Origin of the sequence: Exiguobacterium qingdaonense (genome assembly GCF_018617855.1) — a bacterium.
GTDB lineage: Bacteria > Bacillota > Bacilli > Exiguobacteriales > Exiguobacteriaceae > Exiguobacterium > Exiguobacterium qingdaonense.
Window position 1 is genome coordinate 1 of sequence record NZ_JACSKY010000012.1, and the last position, 23,198, is coordinate 23,198.

Here is a 23,198-nt window from a genome sequence, read left to right on the forward strand (position 1 = left end):
CAGGGCAGGGACTGCCCGACGAGCTTGGTCCATAACCGTGGCTGGTAAGAGCACGGTCTTCCCAAGAAGCTCCCCCTTCAATTTGCGAAACAAATAAGTGGTGAGTAGTTCACAAGTTAAGACAATAGGATAACGGGAAAATCATGACATCTCCATTTCCCATGCTAATCGTCAAAAGGCGGTCCTCACATGAGCACCGCCTTCCCCACTATTTCGTTTTGAGATATGAGATCCCGAGCGATCCGGAACCGGTATGGGCACCTAAAAGTGGCGCGAGCGTATCAATTCGAATCGGAACCGTGTCACCGAGCTTCGTTTTCCACTCTTCAGCAAGCTCTGGTACGTTCCCGTGGAAGATTGAGACGTCCTGACACTCTCCTGACTCAATCGCTGTCCGCAACACTTCAAACAGCTCGGCCTGTGCTTTTTTATACGTCCGAACAGTTTGATGAGGGACAATCAAACCGTCCTCAAATCGAAGTACCGGCTTCAATTGAAGCATATTCCCGATGAGCGCTTTCGATTTTGAGATTCGTCCTCCTTTTTGCATTTGCGTCAAATTTTGAAGGATCAAATCGATTCGGACGTCCTCGACCCGTTCCTTCATGTATGCTTCCACATCCTCAAGCGCATCCCCGCGCTCGATCCGCGCAATCATCTCCTCGAACAGTTTCCCCATCGTATAAATGCCTGCCCGTGAATCGATGGCGAGGAGCTTGAATTCGGCAATCTCAGCACCTTGTACGGATGCCGAATACGTCCCGCTCAACTCCGAGGACAGGTGAATCGCAATCCCCATGTCATACTCTTCTTTCAACTTCTCGTAAAGTTCAACGAAGTCCCCGATTGCCGGCTGGCTCGTCGATACGCGTTCCCCCGCGTCAATCCATTCATAAACCGTTTTCGCATCGACTTCGATTCCGTCTTTATAGGGCTGTTCTCCTTTGACGACATAGAGTGGCACGATGTGAATATCAGGGTGTCCGACCAAAGCATCTGGTAACACAATCGTGCTATCCGTAATATAGGCAATCTTCATAAAAATTTCTCCTTTAAAAAAGTTTTTTAGTACCTGGTTATATTATTTTATCACAGGTGCTCCGGTTTCACTATTTTTTCAAAACGTTTTGCCCACATTGTGTCGCATCATTCACTCGGCAGGGTACACTATACATAACGAATAAAGGAGGCATGAAACGTATGATTCAATTACAGAACGTCAATAAGATATACAAATCCGGCGATGTGGAGACGGCCGCTTTGAAAGACATCGACCTTACCATTCAGGATGGTGCGTTCGTCGTCATCCTCGGACCGAGCGGAAGTGGCAAAAGTACATTACTGAATGTCATCAGCGGGCTCGATACCGTCACCTCCGGCAAGATCACATTCAAGGACACGGTGCTCACCGACCTCTCCCCTGAACAAATGACGACTTTTCGACGAGATCATCTCGGCTTCATTTTCCAACAATACAACCTGCTCCAAAATTTGACCGTCTATGAAAACGTCCAAATCGGTTCCGACTTGACGAAAGACCCGCTGTCGATTGACGAACTACTCGAACAAGTAGGACTCGCGGCCGCACGTGACAAATATCCATATCAATTGTCTGGCGGGGAACAACAACGCGTCTCTGTCGCGAGAAGCCTTGCCAAAAATCCAGACATCGTCTTTTGTGACGAACCAACAGGATCGCTTGACGAGGAAAGTTCGAAGAAAGTGCTCGAGCTGTTGGAACGTTTGAGCGAGACGTATGAAAAGACGATTGTCGTCATCACGCATAACAATGGAATCAGTGAGATGGCGGATGATGTCATCAAGATGAACTCCGGTCGCATCACGGAAGTGACCCATCATGACACCCGGGTCGCGGCACGCGACATTCATTGGGGATAAGGAGGTGCGACATGCTGTTTAAAAACGTGTGGAAAACTCTCGGTAAGAAGTGGATGCAACTGCTTGCCATCGCCGTCATCATCGTCATGAGTTCACTCACGTACACGATGATGTTCTACGGCATCAGCGGAATCGAGGTCCCGACCGAGGAATATTTAGAAGGGGCGAATCAGGAAGACTTTGCGGTCGAGATGCTCAACCGGGTGACCGAAGAAGAAATGCGTGACCCCGATGTCGCCGCTTTAGCCGGTTCAGGAATATTCACCTTGGCCGACATCAAACCGGCCGATGAAAGTGTGTTTGACCGTTTGATTGCTTCGCGTATCGAAGCGGTCGAAGAAGAGATGCCAGACGCAACGATCGAACTCCGCGACCTGAAGGCTATCACCTATACATTAGGGGATGCCGAACATCGTGGACTGCTCGTCAAAGAATCGGACACGATCAATCGCTCCTACCTTGAAGCAGGAGCAAGACCGAGTACGGACGAAGAGGTCGCCCTCAACAAAACGTACGCTGAAGAAAACGGGATTGAAATCGGCGACACGATCGATCTCGGTCAACCGTTCACGGTGAGCGGGTTCGTTCTCTTCCCTGACTACACCTTGCCGCTCTTTGACGACAACTTGTTCAATCTCGATCCCGGTTCCCAAACTCTCATGCTCATGACGGACGAATCGTTCGAATCGACGATCGGACAGGAGTCGTTCCGCTTAGCCGGAACATCGGACTCAACGATTCAGACCGACCTCGATCTACCGTTTGTCGTATCGGTCATGGAAACCGAGAACATCATTCGCAGTGGCGCCGTCTATAGTGAAATTTCTTCTGGTAAGGCGATGGCACTCGGGCTTAGCCTCTTTATCGTCTCAATCGCCGTCATCATCGTCGGTATTTTGATTTCAAACATGCTCGAGGCAGAACGAGGACAAATCGGACTTTTAAAAGCGATCGGCTACAGTCGGCGTCAAATCGCTGCGCCCTATTTGGTGCTCATCTTAATTTTCGCTTTCTTCATGCTCATCGCCGGTTATTTCCTAGGACTTTATTTTGCCAATCCATTGAAAGAGTTATATCTTGAGTTTTATCTCTTGCCGTCCATCACGATCGCCCAAAGTCCGCTCGTCTTCTTGACCGCTGTGTTTGCCCCGCTTCTTTTCTTCGCTCTCGTCGCGGGTGCGGTCATCTATAAATTGATGGGTGAGAGTGCCCTCTCCCTCTTATCACCGCGGGACAACGTCTCATTGAATCGACTCAGTCGTCTCGTCAGCCGACTGTTGAAGCGGGCGAACGGCAAGACGAAATTCAAATACTTGTATGCCGTCAAGAGTACGGGAAGCTTCCTCATTTTCTTCTTCGGTATTTTGTTCTCGACGATTCTCATCGTTTTCGCTCTCATGATGAACGGCGCCGTCGACCGGATGACCGTGGGGGGATTGAACGACGCGGAGTATGAATACGAGGCGTATACGGACGGGGCACCACCTATTGAGGAAGGTCAAGAACCGTTCCTCACCTATCCGTTCGCCTTCATCGACGACCAACTCATCACCTTGAAAGGGTTGAGTGACGACAATACGCTATTCCGACTTCAAAACGAGTCAGGCGACGAGCTGGTCCCAGAAACCGACGGACTGATCATCTCCTCATCGCTCGCTCTAAAACTCGGAATCGAGGTCGGACAGGATGTCGATATCGAGCTCGATGAAGACACCTTGACGTATCCGATCATCGGGATCGCGGACGATTTTTCCGGGGACTTCGCCTATCTGCCTCGGGCAACATTAAGTGAATTGTTGAGCGACGGAACGACGGACGAATTGTTCAACGGCGTCTATGCGCTAGAGAGACCGAACGAATCGGACTACACGACCATCTTGTCTCGCCAAGGGTTGATTGAACAGTCACAGTCCATCAATCAATATATGAACTTGATGATGAACGTCTTGATCGGCGGCGCATCATTGATTGCGTTCAGCATCCTGTTCGTCTTGACGGCGCTGACGGTCGAGAAAAATTATTACGTGATTTCCTTACTCAAAGTAATGGGGTATCAGAAACGAGAGGTTCGTTCGATGATTTTGAACAGCTACTTCGTGTATGCGCTCGGCTCCGCTCTCGTAAGTATTCCGATCGCCCTATTGACGCTTCGAATGGTCGTCGTCGTTTTTGCAGAAGACTACGGGATCGTGCTCCCGCTCGAGTTCGAGTGGTTCTATATCGTCTTTACGCTCGGCGCGGTCGTTCTCATCTTCTTCCTAAGCACGTTCATCAGCCGAAGAAAAATCGATCACATCCCGCTTCAAGAAGTATTAAAAACATATCAAGAATAATTTATGCTGAAATAGGGCATAATAAGAGATAGACTAGGCCTCTCCCGGGGAGGGGCCTAACTTTTGCAGAAAAGGATGATTGACATGAATCGTACACAAGTTATGCTCGCCATTCCAGGGAATTGGTCTTCCGCAGAGAATGTCAGCGAACAAATCAGCTTACATAGTGAAGGCTACACGATGGCCGGTCTGTTGTTGCTCGAAGATGAAACGGGTAAAGCGTTCACCGTAGAGGCCGTGGAACGGGACCCTGCCCTTGCCGAGGCCATGATTCACGCCAGTTCTGGCGGATTTACACCAAAAGTCGCGAAAGGACTCGCACGCCACACGCACATCGTCTATTTAATTGTCGATGTCAACGATTTGACGGACGTCGCTGCCGCACGTCGCGCCGCGAACGCGGTATTGAACGCAGGCGGGCTCGGTGTCATGGTCGAATCGGCCGGCGTCGCCTATTCGAAAGAGGAATGGCAAGAGTCAAAAGAGGAAGACCTTGCGCTCGACTACTCGCTGTTGACGGCGATCACGGAAGAAGAGAACGCCTATATGTCTTGGGGGATGAAAGCGTTCGGGCATGCGGATGTGGCCGTACCGATGACACTCGACATCGAAGATGCCATCCACATCATCCACTCGTTCAACTTCCACCTCATTTCAGGGGGGACGATGTTCGGAGATGGTGACCGTTTCGCGTTCGAAGACGGGCGTGCCTTTACGGTCGAGATGGGCGAAGACGAACGGACGACCATCGACAATTTGCTTCACAACCCGTTCGGTTTAATCTACCTCGTGCCACAAGCAGCTGAATAAGTAAAAATGGAGCGCCGCTGAGCGCTCCATTTTTTTACTCATTCCTTTAGTTTTAGCGGGATGAAGAAATGGTCATGTGTCGCCCAGTCCATTTCTCCCATCAAAATCTCAAATGACGTGGACAAAAATTCTTGCACTTGTCCGCTCGTCTGTTCATGAAGCGGCAAGAAAAACTCACTCTTCTCCGCGTCATAGTAAGCGGTGCTCGGTTTCAGCGTCTCCGTCGGAATCGGTCTGAACAGGAACGGGTACGGTAACACGAAATAGCTCGGTCGCTCCGTCATCTCATCTCCAATCCAAAATCCGAATTCAACCAACTGCTCGTCGAAAGCGACGCGCTCGATCACCTTGTCTTCCGGGAACGGTTGTTCAATCGGGTAGATGACGAGCGACGACACGTCAAACGTGCCCCAAAAGAGTGCTGGTTTAATCTTCCGGCACCGTAGCTTGGATAAGTACGTCAGTTGTTCATGTGCCGCCCGTTGAAACAGTCTCAACCCTTGCCGAGCATAGGCCGCTTCATAGGCGAGCGGTGTCTCGTCCGTATCGAGAAGTCCTTGGAAGGTCATCTCCTGCGGCTTTGGATTGATGCGAACCTCTACCCCATGCATCCGCAATCGAGCAAACAGATCATCATGATACGACTTAATCGTTTTCCCTGCTTCAATCGGGATGGCGTCCGTCTGATCTTCGACATGGACGACCAGGCAAGACGTCAACAAGTCCACATCAATCTGGAGTGCCCGCTCCCCTTCAAACAACAGCCCTGTCGTAAACCCATGTACCGTGAGTGGCAATGAGACATGTCCCCATTGCGGCTCGGGCGGGGCCAATTGAAGCTTGATCTTTCCAAGTAACTGCGAAATCAAATGTAAGGTCAATTTCGTATCGTGCCATTCTGAATGCAGTGGAATGTGCATCATCCATCACCCTCTCATCCTTCTCTCAGCATGCGATGTCTGGGGTTATCGGGTCACGCTCTTGATCATATCGTTCCCCCGAGGCGACTCGCCCCTTCAGTCGGGTATTTACCCGATAATCCGTGGAAAAAACCCTTCATCCGATGAAAGGATGAAGGGCTACATTCAAATTTGTCTCATTTGTTGCATGCGTTCGAGTTGATGCGTCAACTCTCCGATCGGGACGAATCGTGCCCGGCGAAGCATCTCTTTCCCGTTGATGAAAAAGAGGACGACCGGGACGGTGAAGATGGAGAATGTCCCTGCAACTTCAGGGACTTCGTCCGAATCCACTGCGACCGCCTCGATTGTTGGAAATTGTTGAAGCATTTCTTCGATTTGAGGTTTCAGCGCATGACAGACACTGCATCCCGGATGTGACACGTATACAAGCAGTTGTTCCGTGCTCATAATCCGGTCATTCAATCCAGTCAAGGTTGTCATTGCTTCCATCTTGCATTCCTCCTAATGATTAAGCGTCAAGCCACAAGACACCGACCGTCTCAAATCCGGCATGTACCGCGATGGATGGGCAGAACCTTGTCCGTACCACTTCGAGGTCCGGCAGTTTCGACTCGATGAGCGCGACAAAGTCATCTTGCATCTTTGGTGCGCGTGCCGTCTGCACGAAGACACGATTGTCCTTCACACCATTTTCCGCATGACGGCGTTCGAGTTCACCGACCATCTCCGCATAGGCCTTCTTCAACGAACGGGCCTTTTTGAACGGGATGACTTTCCCCGTCTCATCGAGCGTGATAATCGGCTTGATGTTCAAGATGTTCGCGAGGAACAGCTCACCCGAAGAAACGCGGCCACCGCGGCGCATCGTCTCCATGTTTCCGATAATCATGAAGAAGTTTTTCTTGTCGCGCCACGCCTCGAGCAGTGCGACGATTTCCTCGACCGACTTTCCTTCTTGTTCAGCGGCCTTGCCGATTCGGACGAGCTCCTGTTGCGCTTCGAGGGCGGCGTGCGAGTCGATCGCATATACTTTGAAGTCAGCCGCCTCTGCCGCTGCTTTTGAGTTCTTCACCGTGCTGCTCAATCCGTTCGAGCAGTGGACGGCGATGGCGCAGTCATATCCTTCCTCTTTCAAGCGCTCATAGCGTGCGATAAAGTCCCCGAAAATCGGTTGTGACGTCTTCGCTTCTTTCTTTTGGTCAATCATATACCGATGCAAGTCTTCAAGCGAGAGATTTGTTTCATTATAGCCGTTGCCGTCCACAATCAACTGAATCGGAACGATGTCTACCCCGAGACGTTCTGCCTCTTCTTGAGAGAAGTTGGCCATACTGTCGGTAATCCATGCGATTTTTGTCATAACTAAAGATCCTCCAATGGTCGTTCATTTTTGTCCAATCCCATTATACCTTATTTCCTTCCGCGATTCCTACCCGACGAACGAGACGTAAAAACAGGACGACACCGTCGTCCTGCCTCTCCTCACTTCGTCGAAATCAACTTCGTCTGGGCGAACTCATCGTGCGGCAACTCGAGATCTTTGTTCGACTTCATCTGTTGAAGCGCTCGAATGAGCGGGATCCCGAGTGTCGCCGGGTACACGACATCCTTGTAGAGCGTCCGTTTCATCGCTTGTTCAAAGGAGAGTGGGCGACCGTCCGCACTCACGACTTTAATTCCGACGACCCGGTCACCCAACGTCTGACCGTTTTGATACAGCATACAGTAGACTTCTCCGGCCATCGTCACAACAGTGGGCAAGTAATATCGTTTCACTTCCTTGTCCGGCCAAACCTTTTTTCGAATTGCCTTTTCAATGAGTTTGGCCGGTGTCTGAAAGACGACTTGGTCGATTTGACCGGCGACGGCTCGTTTCCAAAGTGGGACTGCCACGGCAATCATCCTTTCTCTCGGTTCTAGCCTTTCAATTCCTCTTTTATCGGCTGATGAAACCCTGAGAACGGACACCCGCTTCTCGCGGATAACTTCGGCGTCTTGATGATGTCATTATAATGCTCATGGAAGACGTGCGTCGTCGCAGGCGATAATGGCGGGATGAGCCAACTCCATTGACCGGTGACGTCACGTCCCGCTTCCCGTTCGTTCTTCTCAAACCGTTTGAACTGTTTGGCGGCGGTATGATGGTCGACAATCGTGACGCCCGCCCGTTCGAACGATTGAAGGACAGCGATGTTCAACTCGACGAGGGCACGGTCACGCCAAAGCGAGCGTTCTCTCGTCGTATCGAGCCCGAGCGATTGACCGACGAGCGGCAATAAGTTATAGCGGTCGGAGTCTGCGAGGTTACGGGCACCGATCTCCGTCTCCATATACCATCCGTTGAACGGTACCGAGGTAAAGCGGAGGCCTCCGATCTCAAGCTCCATATCGGCAATCGCGGGAACCGCATGCCATTTGATCGCTCGGCCGTCGAACAAATCGACTTCTTCATGTTCGATGTCCACCTCGAGCACTGCCTCACTCGGCAATTCATAGAGACGGACGTCTCGTCCGTCCGTAATCATGAGTGGAAGGACATCGAACGGCGTGCCCGCCCCGACCCATCCGAGACGTGCTGCCTGTTTCGTCATCGTGACAGACAACGGGTCGCCGATGATTCCGTCCGGTGTCTCATAACCTGCGTATCGAATCAGCTGTGTATTGAGCAACTTGAACTCGTTTGGCAGGACCGTCATCGTCGAACGGATTTTCCCACCGTTCGTGGCGATCTGAAGATGATCGACCAGTCGAGCGTAGACGTCGTCAAACGTCTCGGCATCCCGTGCGTCGATCACGTGGAGCGTCTGCCAAAACAAACGTCCGATGCAGCGGTTCGAGTTTCGCCAAGCCATCTTGGCCCCTTCACATAGCTCCTCGGTCGTCAACGTGTAAGTGCCCGTGCGCTCGATTTCATCTTTTATTTGTCGTAAGCGCTCGGAAGGGGCATCATGCCATTGCAAAAGCCAGTCGCTCGCTTGGTCGTATAGGTTCATCTCATATGTCTCCTCACTCATTCTCTCTTTTTCATTTTAGAGAAAAAGAGACCTCGGTTTCAACCATCTATCCTTGCACTCGACAGTCTCAATCGCCATGACCGCTGTTTTCGTTCACATTATGAAACCTCCCTCATCTCATGCCGCCCCCTTTGTGACCTTCTTTATTCAAAAACCCCACTTCGTCATGAAGTGGGGCCAACATTTAGTTGCGTTCTAAAACGAACGTTTTATAGGCAGGGACACGAATCTTCCCTGACACGCGCTTGAGCGTTTTCGTTCCGGCACGGTTGCCATCGACAATCACGTTCCACTTCCCTTTCGGAAGGGTGATTCGGACATTTGTCGGGTTGGCGTTATGTGTGATGAACAAATCGTTCTTTTGACCAGGCGCATCCTCGTCAATCGTGTACGTGATGACGTTCGCTTCGGCTTTATGGAACGTCAAGAACCGTTTCACGTCGCTCGCTTTCGTCATCCGGAGACCAGGGTTCGCCTTGCGCATCTCAATCAAGCCTTTCATGTATTGTACGTCCGCCTTGCGGTCGGCCGCACGTTTCCAGTCGAGCTGGTTGATCGAGTCCGGTGACTTGTACGAGTTATGGTCGCCTTCCTTCGTGCGCATGAACTCCTGTCCGGCATGAAGGAACGTCGTCCCCTGACTCGTCAATACGATACTCGAGGCGAGGCGGTGCATCTTCGTTTTATTGTATTCAGAAGCGATCGGGTTCGTCAGCTCCAATTTATCCCAAAGAGTGTGATTATCATGGGCTTCGACGTATGTGATCGCTTGCGTCGGTTCTTTCGTGAATCCTTTGATCGTGTCGCTATAGGCGATCTCACCGACGATTCCCGTCTTCACGCGATTCTCCATGCCCTCTTTTCCGTTGACGAATCCTTTGTCGTCATCGAAGAAGACGCTTCCTTTCAGTCCGTCACGAATGTTGTCGTTGAAGTGGGCGATGCCCGGCATGTCGTAAGCGTTCTTTTGGTTCGCCTTTAACTCGGCAGCGAGTGGCGTACCAAGATCCCATCCTTCTCCGAAGACGAGAATCGACTTGTCTACTTCGTTCAACGCCGCGCGCACCTTGTTCATCGTCTCGACATCATGGATGCCCATCAAGTCGAAACGGAACCCGTCCCAATGATACTCTTTCGCCCAGTAGACGATTGAGTCGACGATGAGTTTTTGCATCATCGCCCGTTCGGATGCCGTATCGTTCCCGACACCTGTGCCATTGGCGAAATCACCACCAGCCGTGTAACGGTAATAGTAGCCAGGTACAATTTTATGCAAGTTTGACGCCTGCGCATCGAACATGTGATTATACACAACGTCCATGACCGCACGTAGGTTGTTGTCATGTAAACCTTGAATCATCTGCTTCATTTCCATGATGCGTACTTTGGCGTCGTAAGGATCGGTTGAATACGATCCTTCTGGCGCATTATAGTTTTTCGGGTCATATCCCCAATTGTATGTCGCCATCGGGTTCGTCTCATCGACCGATGCCGTGTTGAAGTCATAGACCGGGATGAACTGTACGTGTGTGACGCCGAGGTCTTTCATGTGATCGAGTCCGGTTTTCGTCGCTGTTTTCTTCCCATTGATGAGAAGGCGCGTTCCCGGCTCGATAACACCGAGATATTTGCCTTTGTTTTTAATTCCTGAGTCATACTTGTCGGTCTTCACATCAAAGATCGAGAGGTCACGGACATGTGTCTCGTAGATGATCGCATCCGTCGATTGCTTCAACTTCGGCTTCATCGAGTTCCACCGTTTCGGGTCCGTCTCTTTCAGATCGACGACCACTCCTTGATCACCGTTCACACCGACAGCCGTCGCGTATGGGTCGACCGCACGGACCTTCCCGGTCGCATGTGTCACCTGATACGTGTAACCGATACCGTCGAGGTCGCCACGCACTTCGGTCACCCATGTGCCGCGCTCTCCACGTTTCATTTTAATGGCTTTTTTCATATCCTTTTCGTTCGTCGGTCGATTTGTCGGCATATTCCAAAGCTCGAGCTCGACTTGTTGAGCCGTCGGTGCCCAAAGAACAAACTTCGTCTTCGACTTTTCGTACGAGATCCCGAGTTTACCGTCGTATGCATATTTTGCGTCAAACTCTGGCGACCGGAGCACGGTACCGGCTTGGAGCGTCTGTTCGCCAAACTCCGGGTGCGAGGCTTTAATGACTTTCGCTAAATCGATGTCTGCTTTGAATTGAATCGTCACCGACTTGTCGCTAGCCTTTTCAATCGATTCCACCGTCGCCCCGTCTACGCTCAACTCATCGATGAACGCATCCGTGATGACACGGTTCGTCGCGAGTGTCGCTTCGCGGAACGTGTCCGCCGAGAATGAAACGAGTTTCGGAGAACGATCGATTTGTGGCTCTGAATAGTAGATTGTCGAATCCCCTTCGACGAGCCAAATTTCGTTCGCTGTACTGAGAGCGAATCGGTCTTCTCCGTCTTTCTCTGACCATTCTCCTTTTTTCGTAATCAAGCCCATGAGTTTTTTCGATTCTGGGTTGGCGAGTTTCACGCTCGTGACACCACCGAAATCATCCGTTTCATCGAATGTGATACTCTGACCGTCCCCACCGTCCGGCCAAGCCCATAGACCCCAGTCCGTATATGTATTATCGTAACGGAAATAGTGAACTGTTATATCGATTTCCGTCGAAGCCGTCTCCCCGTCCGGGTTTGACGTATAAATCGTCGGGTCGCCTGACTTGATCCACACTTCTGCGACACCGTCTTGAATCATGTCGCTCGTGATGAAGCGGTCGTTCTCTGACCCTTTATCTTTGTCCCAGTTGTCCGTTCGGACGATGAGACCGATCTTTTCAGGTGAGTCGACCGGGAATTCGTAAGCCGCCACCTTTCCAAACGTATCTTCCCCATTGAAGGCAAATCCTTTATTCGGGAAGTAATCCGGGCCATTCGCCCAAAGCCATAAGTTCCAATCCTTCTCGTTATCCGGCGCCTCTTGATAATGGACGACGACTAACGTCGACTCCCCTTTGTCCAAAGCGGACGTCGGCATCGGAAACATCGAAACAATTAGTGCAAACGTTAGCACAATTGCCCATACGGGTTTCCACTGATTTTTGACCATGAAGGTCCCTCCTTGTAGCACTGTTTTAGGAAAACGCTTACACAAAAATTGTAAACGGTTTCCTATTGCGGTGCAACGTTATTTTAGAAAAGAGTCAATTGGCATCATTCCCTTACAAATCGTCTAAGGACAAGGAACTAAAAAGACGGATGCCGCTCATCTTGGCGCAATCCGTCAAAATTTCTTCTATGGTTAATCTTTTGAATCCATCCCCATTATCGATATTTTCTAATGTCGTGTTCAGGACGTCCTGTACTTAGAAGACGAGACTTCAGCTCATTGTATACCTCATTATCTGAACGAGGACCTGCAATGAGCAGTAAGAAATGGTCAATGCTTTCCTCGACATAAGGATAGTAAATAACTCGTAGCCCGGTCTTTCTGTTCTTAATTTTGCCGTACATGTGATCTGGTGCATCCAAGTGATTGGCCGTACCGGATGGTGGAGGATACATCCCTGAAATGATGCGACCTTCAATCTCATCCGCCACCTCAAAATGACGCCTCTTTGAATAATAGTCTTTGAGGTCGCGTTTGGACTGGGCTGTGACCCTGAAATTCACAGAATGCTCTTCCATCATTTGGTCGGCAAAATCCTGCCAGAAATGATCGCTCTTCATACTCACTCAGAGAACACCCGCCTTTTGGCGTTTGCTACGTGGGATATAACGTTCTTCTTCCGAGAGTTCGGTCGTTGGATCTGGCTCAAAGTCAACTGGTTCAAATCCCAAGGCTTTGCGTTCCTCAAACTCTTGAAGAATTTGAGCATCGATCGATTGGTCTAACATCTCCTCAAGTTGAAGGAGATGTTCTGCACGTTCAACAGACATGATGGCCATCTCTTCATCAGAGCGAGAACTTCTGACGACAAAGATTTCTGCCGCATTTTTCTTGATGCTGGCGATAACTTTGGAAATCCCACCTTTTGATAGTTCGGTTGGGGTGTAAATGTTACGATGATCGATTTTCATTGCATGACCCCCTTTAAAGTCGTCTCTTAAAGTATATTTAAAGTATATCTTTAAAGTTGATATTTGTAAACGAAAATTAAAGAAATCGGTCACGTACTCCCGATTCATCGATGATCAACTGGTTGTAAAGTTGATGTGCCTCGTCTTTGTGCTTGTATTTCATCCCGCGTCTCGCATTGTCATCAATCTCCCACTGATGGTCTTTTCTCTTTCTCCGTGAAGGTTGTCTCGAGTATGTTTGAATCATTAATCGTTACGCATAACAAAAAACGACGCCCGCAATGGACGTCGTCTTGTTCAGTTCCCGTATTTTTTGAACAACTGATAGTTCTTGTTCCCGCCTGACAAGTTGTACACGTCGGTGAAACCGAGGTTACGGAGCACGTTTTGTGCCGCGTTCCCCGTCACCCCGCCGTTACAATAGACGACGGTCGGCTTGTCCTTGTCCATGTCTTTCGCCGCTTCGCGGAGGTTACCTAGCGGGACGTTGACCGCACAATCGACACACGCCTTCTCGAACTGTGAAGCTTTCCGTGTATCGATGATTTGCATGTCTTCCCCGGCATCGATTCGTGACTGCAGCTCGGCCGGTGTGATGAGTCGTGCCGCCTTGTCGATACTGTTCGACAGGACCATCCCTGTATACATGACCGGGTCTTTCGTTGTCGAGAACGGCGGCGCGTACGCGAGGTCGAGGTGGAACAGGTCGTCCACTTTCGCTTTGAGCGTGATGGCCGTGACGAAGACGTCGATTCGTTTGTCGACTCCTTCGAAGCCGACGATTTGGACACCGAGCAGTTGACGCGTCGCACGATCCGCGACCGCCTTGATCGTCATATCCTTCCCGCCCATGTAGGCTGGTTTGTCTGGCTTTGTATTATGAAGCACCTCGATATCATATCCGAGTTCACGTGCTTCTTTTTCGGCAAGTCCGGTCTGTGCCACGGCGAGCCCGAACACTTTGAAAATACCCGTCCCGAGAATCCCACGATGTTCGAGATGACCACCCGTGATGACGTCGCCGGCGGTCCGCCCCATCTTGTTCGCTGTCGAACCGAGCGGGCGCCAGATCGGCTTTCCTGTCACGATCAAGAAGCTCTCCGCGACGTCTCCTGCCGCATACACGTCTGGGACGTTCGTCTCCATCCGCTCATTGACGGCAATCGCACCCGTCTCGCCTAACTCAACACCCATCGCCATGGCAAGCTCGACGTTCGGACGAACCCCGACCGACAAGATGACGAGATCGGTCTCGATCGTCTTCCCGCTCTCCGTGACGACCCGTTCCACATGTCCGTCACCGACAAGTTCCGTCACGGTCTCACCGAGCATGAGCTCGATTCCATTCTTCTCGAGATGCTCCTCGGCGCGGCACGCCATGTCCTTGTCGAGTGGTGGCATCACTTGCGGCACGCGCTCGATGATGGTGACGTCGACGCCACGTAGCTTCAACTGTTCTGCCATCTCAAGACCGATGAAGCCTGCCCCGATGATCGTCGCATGTTTCGGGTCTGTCGAATCGACGAATGAACGCGTCGCCTCCGCATGTTGAATGTTTCGAATCGGGAAAACATTGTCTGACTTCACGCCCGGGAGCGGTGGGATGATGCTCGTCGCACCGGTCGCGAGGACGAGGACATCATAGGAGTCTGTGAACGTGTCACCTGTCTCTAAGTTTTCCACTGTCACTGTCTTCTCATCCTTGTCGACCCCAGTCACGTTATGGCGTGTCAAGACGTCGATATTGTAGCGTTTCTTGAAGAACGCCGCGTCACGTGGTGTCAAATCGTCACGCGATTCAACTTCCCCGCCGACATAATACGGAATGCCGCAACCTGAATACGAGATATCGTAATCTCGGTCATAAATCGTAATCTGAGCGTCCTCGTTATTCCGACGCGCTTTTGCCGCGACCGATGTCCCGGCAGCAACTGATCCAATGATGACTAATTTCATATATTCCACTCCTCAATAAAGTAATAAGCTGATATATAGGCCGAGCAACGTGATGGCGAGTGTCGGAATCGTCAAGATGATCCCGATTTTGAAATATTCCCCCCAACCGATCTTAAGACCTTTCGTGCGGAGCACGTGGAGCCAAAGAAGCGTCGCGAGTGACCCGATCGGGGTGATCTTCGGTCCAAGGTCGGACCCGATGACGTTCGCATAGATTAACGCTTCCCGAATCTGACCGGTCGTACGCGTCAAGTCGATGGCGAGCGCGTCAATCATGACGGTCGGCATGTTGTTCATGACCGATGACAAGATGGCAGCCAAGAAGCCCATCCCGAACGTGGCACTGAACGTGTTCACCGCGAACCAGTCGATGAAGTTGGCGAGCACTTGTGTGAGACCCGCGTTTTGTAATCCGTAGACGACGATATACATCCCGAGCGAGAAGAAGACGATCGCCCACGGTGCGCCTTTGACGACTTGTGCCGTCTCTACCGCAGACGAGCGGTTCGCCATCACGAGGAAGAACAGGGCGATGACACCTGCGACGAGGGAGACCGGAACTCCGATCACATCGCTCGTGAAGTAACCGATGACCAGTAACCCGAGCACGACCCATGATAAACGGAACATCGTATGGTCTTTGATGACGGACGCCGGCTCAGCCAGCTGTGATGCGTCATATCGTTTCGGGATATCCTTTTTGAAATACAGATACAAGACGAGCAGGCTACCTGCGACAGCGAACACGTTGACGAATACCATTCGTGCCGCATATTCGGCGAATCCGATGCCAAAGAAATCAGCTGAGACGATATTGACGAGGTTCGAGACGATGAACGGGAGACTCGCCGTATCGGCGATGAATCCGGAAGCCATGACGTATGCCAACACGACCGCGTCCGGCAGTTTGAGCGCCCGGACCATGGCGAGGACGATCGGCGTCAAGATGAGCGCCGCCCCGTCGTTCGCAAACAATGCCGCGACGAGCGCACCGAGTAGCGTGATGTATACGAAGAGCTTCACTCCTCCACCTTTGGCGATTCGAGCCATATGTAGAGCGGCCCATTCGAAAAATCCGATCTCATCCAAAATGAGCGAGATGATGATCACCGCGATGAACGTGAACGTCGCGTTCCAGATAATCCCCCATACCGTGCCGACGTCATCCAAATTGACGACGCCCGAGATGAGGGCGATGACAGCCATCCCCATCGCCGAGTAACCGATACCAAGTCCTTTCGGTTGCTTGATGATGAGAAAAAGTGTCACGAGAAAAATAAGACTAGCAATCCACTGCACAATGAGTTCCTCCAATATAATCTATTTGTCTGTTTAGCAAGATGGTTGCAATCCGTGCAAGACGAGCGTAAGACCGTCTTCCGTCGACTCGACGTCGAGCGTGACGTTTTCTGAAAGTGATCGCGCGTCGTTCGCGACGGCAAACGTGAGTCCGTCGAACTCGCTGACCTCGTCCGTCTCTTCCGGTGTTGCGACCGCTAGACCGAGCGTCGGGCCACAGCAGCCCGCCTCTGTCACGATTCGGATAGATTGTGTCTGTTCTTCTTCAAGTGCCGTCTTTAGAAAGGCGACCGCTTCGTTTGTGATTTTCATTTCATTTCCTCCTTTATTAATTGAGACAAAGACGCATATCCGACCGGCAGTCGCTCCTGCCATGCGAGAAGTGTCGGACGCGGATACGTGTTCACTCGCTCGAGCCATGGGACTTCACTTGCAACTTTCGCAGTCAATAGCTTGCTCGTGACGTCAAGCGGTGTGAACGATTGATTGACGACCCAGGCGAACGGCTGAATCGAGGCCCGGGCCAAATCGGCCGCGAGACGTTCCGCCTCATACACCGGTGTCGCTTCGGGGAGCGTTGTAATGATGACATGCGTCTGTTTCGGGTCGCGCAGTTTCGGTAGTAACGTGCGGACCGATTCCGGGACGATTCCGGTCGAGCGCTCGAGTTCCCGATGATAGCTTTCGGTCGCATCTAACAGAAGTAGCGTGTGACCGGTCGGTGCCGTATCGATGACGACAAAGCGATCCGTTGATTTGGCGACTTGTGCAGCGAAGGCACGGAATACAGCAATCTCTTCCGTACAAGGCGACCTAAGGTCCTCTTCGAGCATCGCACGTTGCTCATCGGTCACTTCCCCTGCCTGGAGAAATACGTCCTGTCGATACGTCTCGACTTCGACGATCGGGTCAATCGAGTCGACGGTGAACGTCTCCGGTTTGTCTGCACCGATCGAGAGTGCGACATGTGCGGCCGGGTCAGTCGTCGTCAAGTGGACGTGATGCCCTCGTTCGTGAAGAGCGACGGCAATGAGTGAGGCGAGCGTTGTCTTGCCGACACCGCCTTTCCCCATCGTCATGACGACACTTGGTCCGTCTTTCTCAATCGCATCGACAAGTTGATCGACCTCATCGTATGCCCCCGTTTCGTACGAGTCATGCGTGACATCAACATCCTCCCCGCTTACCCAGCGTCGAAGTGCCGGGATCCCGACCAAGTTTTCGTAGGCATAAGGTAGCGTGAACGTCGGAAGCGAGACGAGTTCCTTTGGGATTGAACGAAACGTGGCTTGTTGTCGTTCGATGACCGCTCTCGAGAAGCGGTCCGTCGCTTCATTCGACGGGATGACACCGTTGATGACGAGTTGCATCCGCTCGATGCCGATCGCCTTCAGTTCGATAGCGGCACGTTCCGCCTCAAGGAGTGTCGACAAATCCGGTCTTGCGACGAGAAGAAGTGTCGTCTCACTCCCGTTAGCTAACGTATCGACCGCTTGTTTGTATTGTTGTTGCTTCTCCGAGAGGCCGGCGAGCGGACCGAGGCATGACACACCGGTCGTGTTCGTCTCCAAAAACTCGTTCCATGCGCTCGGTAACGTCAACAACCGAAGCGTGTGTCCGGTCGGTGCCGTGTCGAAGACGACATGATCGTATTGCTCGCGGGCCGTCCCCGACGTTAACAGCTCGGTGAACTGATCGAACGCCGCAATTTCGACCGTACAGGCACCGGATAGTTGCTCTTCCATCGATTGGATGGCCACGTCCGGCAACACGCCACGATAAGGTCCGACCATACGTTCCATATATTGTTTCGCTGCCTGTTCCGGGTCAAAGTTGGCAATCGAGAGTGTCGTACTCGATATGAGACGGGGCGTCTCGTCAAGTTCCGTTTCAAATACGTCCTGTAAGTTACTCGCCGGGTCGGTCGAGACGAGCAGGACGCGTTTGCCGCGATCGGCGAGAGTCAATGCAAGACTCGATGCCGTTGATGTCTTCCCGACGCCGCCTTTCCCGGTCAAGAAGACGTAACGGGTCGGTTCAATCGTCTGAAAATTAAATGGCTTCACTGTGAGCAGCTCCTTATTTTTTGAGTGAGATTCGAACTTTTGGTTTTTCTCCACCCTGTTTGGCAAACGAGGCGATCGGTAACCCCGTCAATTCTGCCATCTCCTCATTTGTCAAATAGGCCCCACGCTTCTTGACTTCGCCGTCAACTAGCGTCAACGGGAGCGAATCGAGTCCGTTTGTGATTTCAGCTTTAACGACATCATTCTCGACGAAGCGATTCGGCTCAGACGTAAGGTTATAGCGTGACACATCAAACCCACGTTGTTGTAACACATAGTGAATGGTCGCCACTCGTGTCAATTCTGGGTCAATCGACGGTCCGCACAACCCCGTCGGACAGCACATCGCTCCTTCAAACACTTCAAGTTTCATCTTTTTCTCTCCTTATATGGCACAGTTTGGTTCGCAGTCACAGCTCGGTTCGTCTGTTTCTAGGTTCGCCACCAAATCAATGACGAGTGGATAGAACGGACTCGTGTCGTTCAGTCGATAATGAATCCACTGTTTATCCCGGCGCTCCAATAACAGTCCGGCTTGACGCAACATCTTCAAGTGACGACTGATTGCAGGTTGCGAGATGTCAAAGCAATCGACGAAGCTACAGGCGCACTGTTCGCCCGCTTCCATCTGTTTCAACATCGTCAATCGTGTCGGATCACCGAGCACCTTGAGCACTTGACTCAATTCATTTACAGCGTACATATTCAATCCCCTCCACATAATATAACTACTACGTTATATAACATTTACGTTATGAAAATAACATAGTTTTTCTCTCGAAGCAATTGTCATTTTGGATTGAATTCGGTATGATGGAACACGTTGAAAATGAACGGAGTTTTTCTTTTTGGTTTTCGTGAGACTCGAAAATCAAATCATTCACTATGGAAAGGTGTGTTCTTTTGGAAAGATTGGATACGTTAAAACACGAATGGCTCGGTAATATCCGAGCCGATATTTTGGCCGGAATCGTCGTCGCCTTGGCGCTCATCCCGGAAGCCATCGCCTTCTCCCTCATCGCGGGAGTCAACCCGATGGTAGGACTTTATGCTTCATTCATCATCGCGATGGTCATCTCGATTGCCGGAGGACGCCCTGCGATGATTTCGGCTGCGACCGGCGCGATGGCGCTCGTCGTCGTCTCGCTCGTCGCCGATCACGGTCTACAGTACTTGCTGGCCGCCGGGATTTTGACGGGGATCATTCAAATCGTGCTCGGCTATCTCGGAATCGCACGGTTGATGAAGTTCATCCCACGTGCCGTCATGGTCGGTTTCGTCAACGCGCTCGCCATTTTGATTTTCCAAGCGCAGTTGTCAAGTTTTGAGGGCGAGAGCTGGATCATTTGGGCGATCGTCGCCGCTTCACTCGCCATCATCTTCTTGTTCCCTCGTGTCACGAAAGCCATCCCGGCTCCACTCGTCGCCATCGTCGTCATGACGATTCTCGCGATCACGTTAGGACTCGAGACGAAAAATATCGGTGACATGGGAACGATTTCCGCGACGCTTCCGGACTTCTTGTTCCCGGATGTACCGTTCACGCTTGAGACACTTATGATTATTTTGCCGTACTCGATTTCGCTCGCTTTTGTCGGATTGATTGAATCTCTCTTGACGGCCCAAATCGTCGATGACATGACCGGTACGGACTCAAACAAAAACCGTGAATCTCGCGGTCAAGGGATTTCGAACATCATCGCCGGATTCTTCGGCGGGATGCCTGGTTGCGCGATGATCGGTCAATCGGTCATCAACGTCTCGTCCGGTGCTCGCGGTCGTCTCTCGACGTTCACGGCCGGACTCGCCTTGTTCATCATGATCATGACGGTCAGCGACGTGCTCATGCTCATCCCGGTCGGCGCGCTCGTCGGCGTCATGTTCTTCGTCTCGTATGCGACGTTTGACTGGGGCTCACTCAAAGCGATGCGTACCGCTCAAAAGTCGGATACGGTCGTCATGCTCGTCACGGTCCTCGTCACCGTCTTCACGCATGACTTGTCCCTCGGGGTGCTCGGTGGAATTTTGACGGCTGCTATTTTGTTCGCCGCCAAGATCTCAAAAGTCGACCTTGGCCGTCACGTCTCGTCGGATCGCGTCGACTACACGGTCAACGGGCAACTCTTCTTCGCCTCGACGTCTGAATTTGTCAATCAGTTCGATGTGACAGAAGACGTCGACGCAGGAGTCAACACAGTCACAATCGATTTCGCGAACACGCACCTTTGGGACGATTCGGCCATCGGCGCAATCGATAAGGTCGTCTTTAAATATCGTGAAGTCGGAATCGAGCCGGAACTTCTCAACTTGAACAAAGACTCTGAAAAACTGCTCAACACGCTCGCGCTTCACTTGAAGCAACAGGATGCGAACGCGGGACACTGATTCATCATTTCCCCGATTCGTCAAATCGCCTATACTAAAAGTAGAACGTGCGAAAGAGGAGGAGTTTTCATGGGAAAGGTATTTTTAGCGGCAGACGGTTCTGCCCATTCAAAACGTGCGCTTGAAAAAGCGATTCAACTCGCGAAGGCGTCGAAAGCGTCGATTGATATCGTGCACGTCATCAGTGCGAAAGAATCAAAAGAGGCCGCCCTCAATTCGACAGGTAAAATCGACTTGGAGACGAAGCGAAAACAGATGCTCAAACCGTTATTCGATTTGGCAGAGGCAGAAGAGGTCGCTTACGAGTACATCGAACTACGCGGTGAACCAGACGTCGAACTTGTCAAATATGCGAACCATGAGCCGTATGACTATGTCGTCGTCGGGTCGCGCGGATTGAACACGTTCCAAGAGTTCGTTCTCGGCAGCGTAAGCCATAAACTCGCCAAACGCGCACTCGCTCCTGTCATCATCGTCAAATGATTCATCTCCCCCATCTCGAATGTGAGATGGGGATTTTTTGTGTCACATACAGGGGTCGTGCCACTATTGTAGAATGTGTATAAAGTAATCTATTCCGTGATAGGAGGTTCTCACTATGGAGATCGCAAACGACCCGAACACACTCTTCCTCATTTTATTGCCTATCTTGGTGTTGCAACTCGTCCTGCTCGTCGTCGCCTTGATTGACTTGTTTAAACGCGACGTGACGAACGGACCGAAATGGGTATGGCTCCTCGTCATCGTCTTCATCAACATTCTCGGACCGATTATTTACTTCTTGTGGGGGCGGACACCGCGATGAACGTCACACAACTCACGAAGCGATTCGGAACCTTCACCGCACTCGACGATGTCAGTTTCGACTTACGCCCAGGATGCACGTCCCTCCTTGGGGAAAACGGGGCCGGTAAGACGACGCTCTTGAACCTGCTCGCCCGTGTCACAGAACCGACGACCGGCGAGATGCGTGGGCATGAGAGGATTCGGATCGGCTATTTGCCGCAACGCCCGGCCCTCTATCCTTCTTTGACCCCTGTCGAGACGATTCAATACGCAGCCGAGTTGACCGGCACGAAACACGTCGACCCGATTCAGCTACTCAAACGTGTCGGTCTCGAACCGATCGATCGCCCTGCCTCGAATTTATCCGGCGGAATGCGACAACGTCTCGGGATCGCGCAAGCACTCGTTCATGACCCGGAATTATTGTTACTCGATGAACCGGTCTCTGCGCTCGACCCTAGAGGACGCAGGGAGGTGCTCGATTTACTGAGCGATCTGAAGCGAGAGCGGATGATTCTTTATTCGACACATGTCCTCCCGGATGCCGAAGAGGCGAGCGATTGGGTGCTCTTGCTACGGAAAGGTAAACTGCTCATGCAAGGAACCGTGACCGACCTGCTCGGTTCGAAGTCGACCCTCGAATTGCGGCTTTTTGATGACGAGACGAACGAGTCGGACTGGGCCCAGTTAGAAGGTGTGACCCGAGCGACCAAGCTCGGGGCGACGTGGACGTTTGAATCATCAGACCGGGACCTTGCCGAACGGGCGATTTTGCGACGTGTCCTTGAGCTGAACGTCACCATCCAATCGCTACACGTCGGGCATCCATCGCTTGAATCATTATTTTTGGAGGTGAACGGCTAATGCGTACCGCAATCTTCAAACAGGAATGGCGCGAGTCGTGGTCGAACAAACGGCTCATCTGGATCCCGGTCGCCCTCATGCTCCTCGCCTCGATGCAGCCGCTCACGCTCTATTTCTTACCGGACATCCTCGCTTCTGGCGGGAACTTGCCGGACGGTGCCGTCATCGAGATTCCGACGCCGACGCCACAGGAAGTGTTGGTCTCCGTCAGTGAACAGCTCCGGCAAATCGGACAACTCATCATCTTGCTGTCGGCGATGCACACATTTAGTCACGAGCGGACGAACGGGACGCTCGTCTGGCTCAAATCGTTACAGATTCCAACGTCACGGATCGTCATCAGCAAATGGGGGCATTATGCCTTGCTGACGGTCGGTGGTCTCTTGCTTGCACAAGGGGCAGCCGCGTACTACACGGTGATTCTGTTTGATTCATTTGACTGGTTCGATTTTCTCATGTCGACAGCGTTACTCATGTGTCATTTCATCGTGCAGCTATCGATCTTCTTTTTCATCGCAGCACTTCTTGAGAGCGGCGTCGTCGCGGTCGTGTTGACGCTCGGGCTCCACTTCGTCATATCGCTCGTGATCGGTTGGGTCGATCTCGACTGGATGCCATGGATGCTCGGTCCTTTGTCAGGAGACGTGCTACTCACAGACGTACACCTCGTCTGGCCAATCGTGACCGGACTCATCGTCGTCATCACATCGTTATATTTCGCATCGAAGCATCTTCGATTCATGAGCTATTCGGCATAAACGTCTGACCTTTCAAATGATTCATTTG

Annotated in this window: 24 protein-coding genes; 8 read left to right on the forward strand and 16 right to left on the reverse strand. The window is 51.6% G+C overall.

Annotated features, from left to right (window positions below; all coding sequences use genetic code 11):
• Positions 1 to 208: 208 nt before the first annotated feature.
• Entirely contained in the window at positions 209 to 1,039 is an 831-nt protein-coding gene (locus KNP00_RS11835) for a DegV family protein (RefSeq protein WP_215145514.1), read from the reverse strand.
• 161 nt (positions 1,040 to 1,200) lie between these two features.
• Between KNP00_RS11835 and KNP00_RS11840 the strand changes: the two genes are divergently transcribed.
• The 3 genes from KNP00_RS11840 (at position 1,201) to KNP00_RS11850 (ending at position 5,042) form a co-directional block, all read left to right on the forward strand.
• Positions 1,201 to 1,899, forward strand: coding sequence for an ABC transporter ATP-binding protein (locus KNP00_RS11840; RefSeq protein WP_215145516.1), 699 nt, complete (start codon positions 1,201 to 1,203; stop codon positions 1,897 to 1,899).
• Positions 1,900 to 1,910: 11 nt separating this feature from the next.
• Entirely contained in the window at positions 1,911 to 4,232 is a 2,322-nt protein-coding gene (locus KNP00_RS11845) for an ABC transporter permease (protein WP_215145518.1), read from the forward strand.
• An 84-nt stretch (positions 4,233 to 4,316) separates the two neighbouring features.
• The gene (locus KNP00_RS11850; protein WP_215145520.1) at positions 4,317 to 5,042 is read left to right on the forward strand and encodes a DUF4261 domain-containing protein; all 726 of its coding nucleotides are present in this window, start codon (positions 4,317 to 4,319) and stop codon (positions 5,040 to 5,042) included.
• Between the two features lie 38 nt (positions 5,043 to 5,080).
• Here the strand turns inward: KNP00_RS11850 and KNP00_RS11855 are convergent, their stop codons facing one another.
• The 15 genes from KNP00_RS11855 to KNP00_RS11925 all read right to left on the reverse strand — a co-directional run bounded on the left by KNP00_RS11855 (position 5,081) and on the right by KNP00_RS11925 (position 19,080).
• Entirely contained in the window at positions 5,081 to 5,965 is an 885-nt protein-coding gene (locus KNP00_RS11855; protein WP_215145522.1) for a DUF5996 family protein, read from the reverse strand.
• A 162-nt stretch (positions 5,966 to 6,127) separates the two neighbouring features.
• Positions 6,128 to 6,454, reverse strand: coding sequence for a thioredoxin family protein (locus tag KNP00_RS11860; protein ID WP_215145524.1), 327 nt, complete (start codon positions 6,452 to 6,454; stop codon positions 6,128 to 6,130).
• A gap of 19 nt (positions 6,455 to 6,473) precedes the next feature.
• Positions 6,474 to 7,325, reverse strand: a complete 852-nt coding sequence (locus tag KNP00_RS11865) for a DegV family protein (protein ID WP_215145526.1) — start codon at positions 7,323 to 7,325, stop codon at positions 6,474 to 6,476.
• Between the two features lie 122 nt (positions 7,326 to 7,447).
• A complete protein-coding gene (locus tag KNP00_RS11870; protein WP_215145528.1) occupies positions 7,448 to 7,867 on the reverse strand; it encodes an RDD family protein in 420 nt (139 codons plus the stop codon).
• Between the two features lie 14 nt (positions 7,868 to 7,881).
• Positions 7,882 to 8,958, reverse strand: coding sequence for a nitric oxide synthase oxygenase (locus KNP00_RS11875; RefSeq protein WP_215145530.1), 1,077 nt, complete (start codon positions 8,956 to 8,958; stop codon positions 7,882 to 7,884).
• A 205-nt stretch (positions 8,959 to 9,163) separates the two neighbouring features.
• Positions 9,164 to 12,085, reverse strand: coding sequence for a type I pullulanase (gene pulA / locus KNP00_RS11880; protein WP_215145532.1), 2,922 nt, complete (start codon positions 12,083 to 12,085; stop codon positions 9,164 to 9,166).
• A 215-nt stretch (positions 12,086 to 12,300) separates the two neighbouring features.
• Complete coding sequence (locus tag KNP00_RS11885) at positions 12,301 to 12,711, reverse strand: hypothetical protein (protein ID WP_215145534.1); 411 nt, start codon at positions 12,709 to 12,711, stop codon at positions 12,301 to 12,303.
• Positions 12,712 to 13,056 (reverse strand): hypothetical protein, encoded by a 345-nt coding sequence (locus KNP00_RS11890; RefSeq protein WP_215145536.1) that lies wholly within the window; start codon positions 13,054 to 13,056, stop codon positions 12,712 to 12,714.
• Positions 13,057 to 13,132: 76 nt separating this feature from the next.
• Complete coding sequence (locus KNP00_RS11895) at positions 13,133 to 13,303, reverse strand: hypothetical protein (RefSeq protein WP_215145538.1); 171 nt, start codon at positions 13,301 to 13,303, stop codon at positions 13,133 to 13,135.
• 50 nt (positions 13,304 to 13,353) lie between these two features.
• Positions 13,354 to 15,012 (reverse strand): FAD-dependent oxidoreductase, encoded by a 1,659-nt coding sequence (locus KNP00_RS11900; protein ID WP_215145540.1) that lies wholly within the window; start codon positions 15,010 to 15,012, stop codon positions 13,354 to 13,356.
• Positions 15,013 to 15,024: 12 nt separating this feature from the next.
• A complete protein-coding gene (locus KNP00_RS11905; protein ID WP_215145542.1) occupies positions 15,025 to 16,311 on the reverse strand; it encodes an arsenic transporter in 1,287 nt (428 codons plus the stop codon).
• A gap of 33 nt (positions 16,312 to 16,344) precedes the next feature.
• The gene (locus KNP00_RS11910; RefSeq protein ID WP_215145544.1) at positions 16,345 to 16,623 is read right to left on the reverse strand and encodes an iron-sulfur cluster biosynthesis family protein; all 279 of its coding nucleotides are present in this window, start codon (positions 16,621 to 16,623) and stop codon (positions 16,345 to 16,347) included.
• Entirely contained in the window at positions 16,620 to 18,377 is a 1,758-nt protein-coding gene (arsA, locus tag KNP00_RS11915) for an arsenical pump-driving ATPase (RefSeq protein ID WP_215145546.1), read from the reverse strand. The genes KNP00_RS11910 and arsA overlap by 4 nt, the downstream gene beginning before the upstream one ends.
• A 13-nt stretch (positions 18,378 to 18,390) precedes the next feature.
• Positions 18,391 to 18,750: an arsenite efflux transporter metallochaperone ArsD gene (gene arsD, locus KNP00_RS11920; protein ID WP_215145548.1), complete on the reverse strand. Its 360-nt coding sequence runs from the start codon at positions 18,748 to 18,750 to the stop codon at positions 18,391 to 18,393.
• 12 nt (positions 18,751 to 18,762) lie between these two features.
• Positions 18,763 to 19,080, reverse strand: coding sequence for an ArsR/SmtB family transcription factor (locus KNP00_RS11925; protein WP_215145550.1), 318 nt, complete (start codon positions 19,078 to 19,080; stop codon positions 18,763 to 18,765).
• Between the two features lie 182 nt (positions 19,081 to 19,262).
• Between KNP00_RS11925 and KNP00_RS11930 the strand changes: the two genes are divergently transcribed.
• The 5 genes from KNP00_RS11930 (at position 19,263) to KNP00_RS11950 (ending at position 23,170) form a co-directional block, all read left to right on the forward strand.
• Complete coding sequence (locus tag KNP00_RS11930; protein ID WP_240542874.1) at positions 19,263 to 20,762, forward strand: SulP family inorganic anion transporter; 1,500 nt, start codon at positions 19,263 to 19,265, stop codon at positions 20,760 to 20,762.
• Between the two features lie 69 nt (positions 20,763 to 20,831).
• Entirely contained in the window at positions 20,832 to 21,245 is a 414-nt protein-coding gene (locus tag KNP00_RS11935) for a universal stress protein (protein WP_215145560.1), read from the forward strand.
• Between the two features lie 115 nt (positions 21,246 to 21,360).
• On the forward strand, positions 21,361 to 21,567 hold the full coding sequence (locus tag KNP00_RS11940; RefSeq protein WP_215145562.1) for a PLD nuclease N-terminal domain-containing protein: 207 nt from the start codon (positions 21,361 to 21,363) through the stop codon (positions 21,565 to 21,567).
• On the forward strand, positions 21,564 to 22,412 hold the full coding sequence (locus KNP00_RS11945; protein ID WP_215145564.1) for an ABC transporter ATP-binding protein: 849 nt from the start codon (positions 21,564 to 21,566) through the stop codon (positions 22,410 to 22,412). The genes KNP00_RS11940 and KNP00_RS11945 overlap by 4 nt, the downstream gene beginning before the upstream one ends.
• Positions 22,412 to 23,170, forward strand: a complete 759-nt coding sequence (locus KNP00_RS11950; RefSeq protein ID WP_215145565.1) for an ABC transporter permease — start codon at positions 22,412 to 22,414, stop codon at positions 23,168 to 23,170. Before KNP00_RS11945 ends, KNP00_RS11950 begins: the two co-directional genes overlap by 1 nt.
• The last annotated feature ends 28 nt before the right edge of the window (positions 23,171 to 23,198 follow it).

What these genes read in the sequence shown, in the direction of transcription:
- KNP00_RS11935 (WP_215145560.1), top strand. Translation starts at nt 20,832, where the DNA reads ATGGGAAAGGTATTTTTAGCGGCAGACGGTTCTGCCCATTCAAAACGT.
- KNP00_RS11910 (WP_215145544.1), bottom strand. Translation starts at nt 16,623, where the DNA reads ATGAAAATCACAAACGAAGCGGTCGCCTTTCTAAAGACGGCACTTGAA.
- KNP00_RS11870 (WP_215145528.1), bottom strand. Translation starts at nt 7,867, where the DNA reads ATGATTGCCGTGGCAGTCCCACTTTGGAAACGAGCCGTCGCCGGTCAA.
- KNP00_RS11930 (WP_240542874.1), top strand. Translation starts at nt 19,263, where the DNA reads ATGGAAAGGTGTGTTCTTTTGGAAAGATTGGATACGTTAAAACACGAA.
- KNP00_RS11840 (WP_215145516.1), top strand. Translation starts at nt 1,201, where the DNA reads ATGATTCAATTACAGAACGTCAATAAGATATACAAATCCGGCGATGTG.
- KNP00_RS11890 (WP_215145536.1), bottom strand. Translation starts at nt 13,056, where the DNA reads ATGAAAATCGATCATCGTAACATTTACACCCCAACCGAACTATCAAAA.
- KNP00_RS11940 (WP_215145562.1), top strand. Translation starts at nt 21,361, where the DNA reads ATGGAGATCGCAAACGACCCGAACACACTCTTCCTCATTTTATTGCCT.
- KNP00_RS11845 (WP_215145518.1), top strand. Translation starts at nt 1,911, where the DNA reads ATGCTGTTTAAAAACGTGTGGAAAACTCTCGGTAAGAAGTGGATGCAA.
- KNP00_RS11860 (WP_215145524.1), bottom strand. Translation starts at nt 6,454, where the DNA reads ATGGAAGCAATGACAACCTTGACTGGATTGAATGACCGGATTATGAGC.
- KNP00_RS11875 (WP_215145530.1), bottom strand. Translation starts at nt 8,958, where the DNA reads ATGAACCTATACGACCAAGCGAGCGACTGGCTTTTGCAATGGCATGAT.
- KNP00_RS11945 (WP_215145564.1), top strand. Translation starts at nt 21,564, where the DNA reads ATGAACGTCACACAACTCACGAAGCGATTCGGAACCTTCACCGCACTC.
- KNP00_RS11900 (WP_215145540.1), bottom strand. Translation starts at nt 15,012, where the DNA reads ATGAAATTAGTCATCATTGGATCAGTTGCTGCCGGGACATCGGTCGCG.
- KNP00_RS11925 (WP_215145550.1), bottom strand. Translation starts at nt 19,080, where the DNA reads ATGTACGCTGTAAATGAATTGAGTCAAGTGCTCAAGGTGCTCGGTGAT.
- KNP00_RS11855 (WP_215145522.1), bottom strand. Translation starts at nt 5,965, where the DNA reads ATGATGCACATTCCACTGCATTCAGAATGGCACGATACGAAATTGACC.
- KNP00_RS11850 (WP_215145520.1), top strand. Translation starts at nt 4,317, where the DNA reads ATGAATCGTACACAAGTTATGCTCGCCATTCCAGGGAATTGGTCTTCC.
- KNP00_RS11895 (WP_215145538.1), bottom strand. Translation starts at nt 13,303, where the DNA reads ATGATTCAAACATACTCGAGACAACCTTCACGGAGAAAGAGAAAAGAC.
- KNP00_RS11835 (WP_215145514.1), bottom strand. Translation starts at nt 1,039, where the DNA reads ATGAAGATTGCCTATATTACGGATAGCACGATTGTGTTACCAGATGCT.
- pulA (WP_215145532.1), bottom strand. Translation starts at nt 12,085, where the DNA reads ATGGTCAAAAATCAGTGGAAACCCGTATGGGCAATTGTGCTAACGTTT.
- KNP00_RS11865 (WP_215145526.1), bottom strand. Translation starts at nt 7,325, where the DNA reads ATGACAAAAATCGCATGGATTACCGACAGTATGGCCAACTTCTCTCAA.
- KNP00_RS11950 (WP_215145565.1), top strand. Translation starts at nt 22,412, where the DNA reads ATGCGTACCGCAATCTTCAAACAGGAATGGCGCGAGTCGTGGTCGAAC.
- arsD (WP_215145548.1), bottom strand. Translation starts at nt 18,750, where the DNA reads ATGAAACTTGAAGTGTTTGAAGGAGCGATGTGCTGTCCGACGGGGTTG.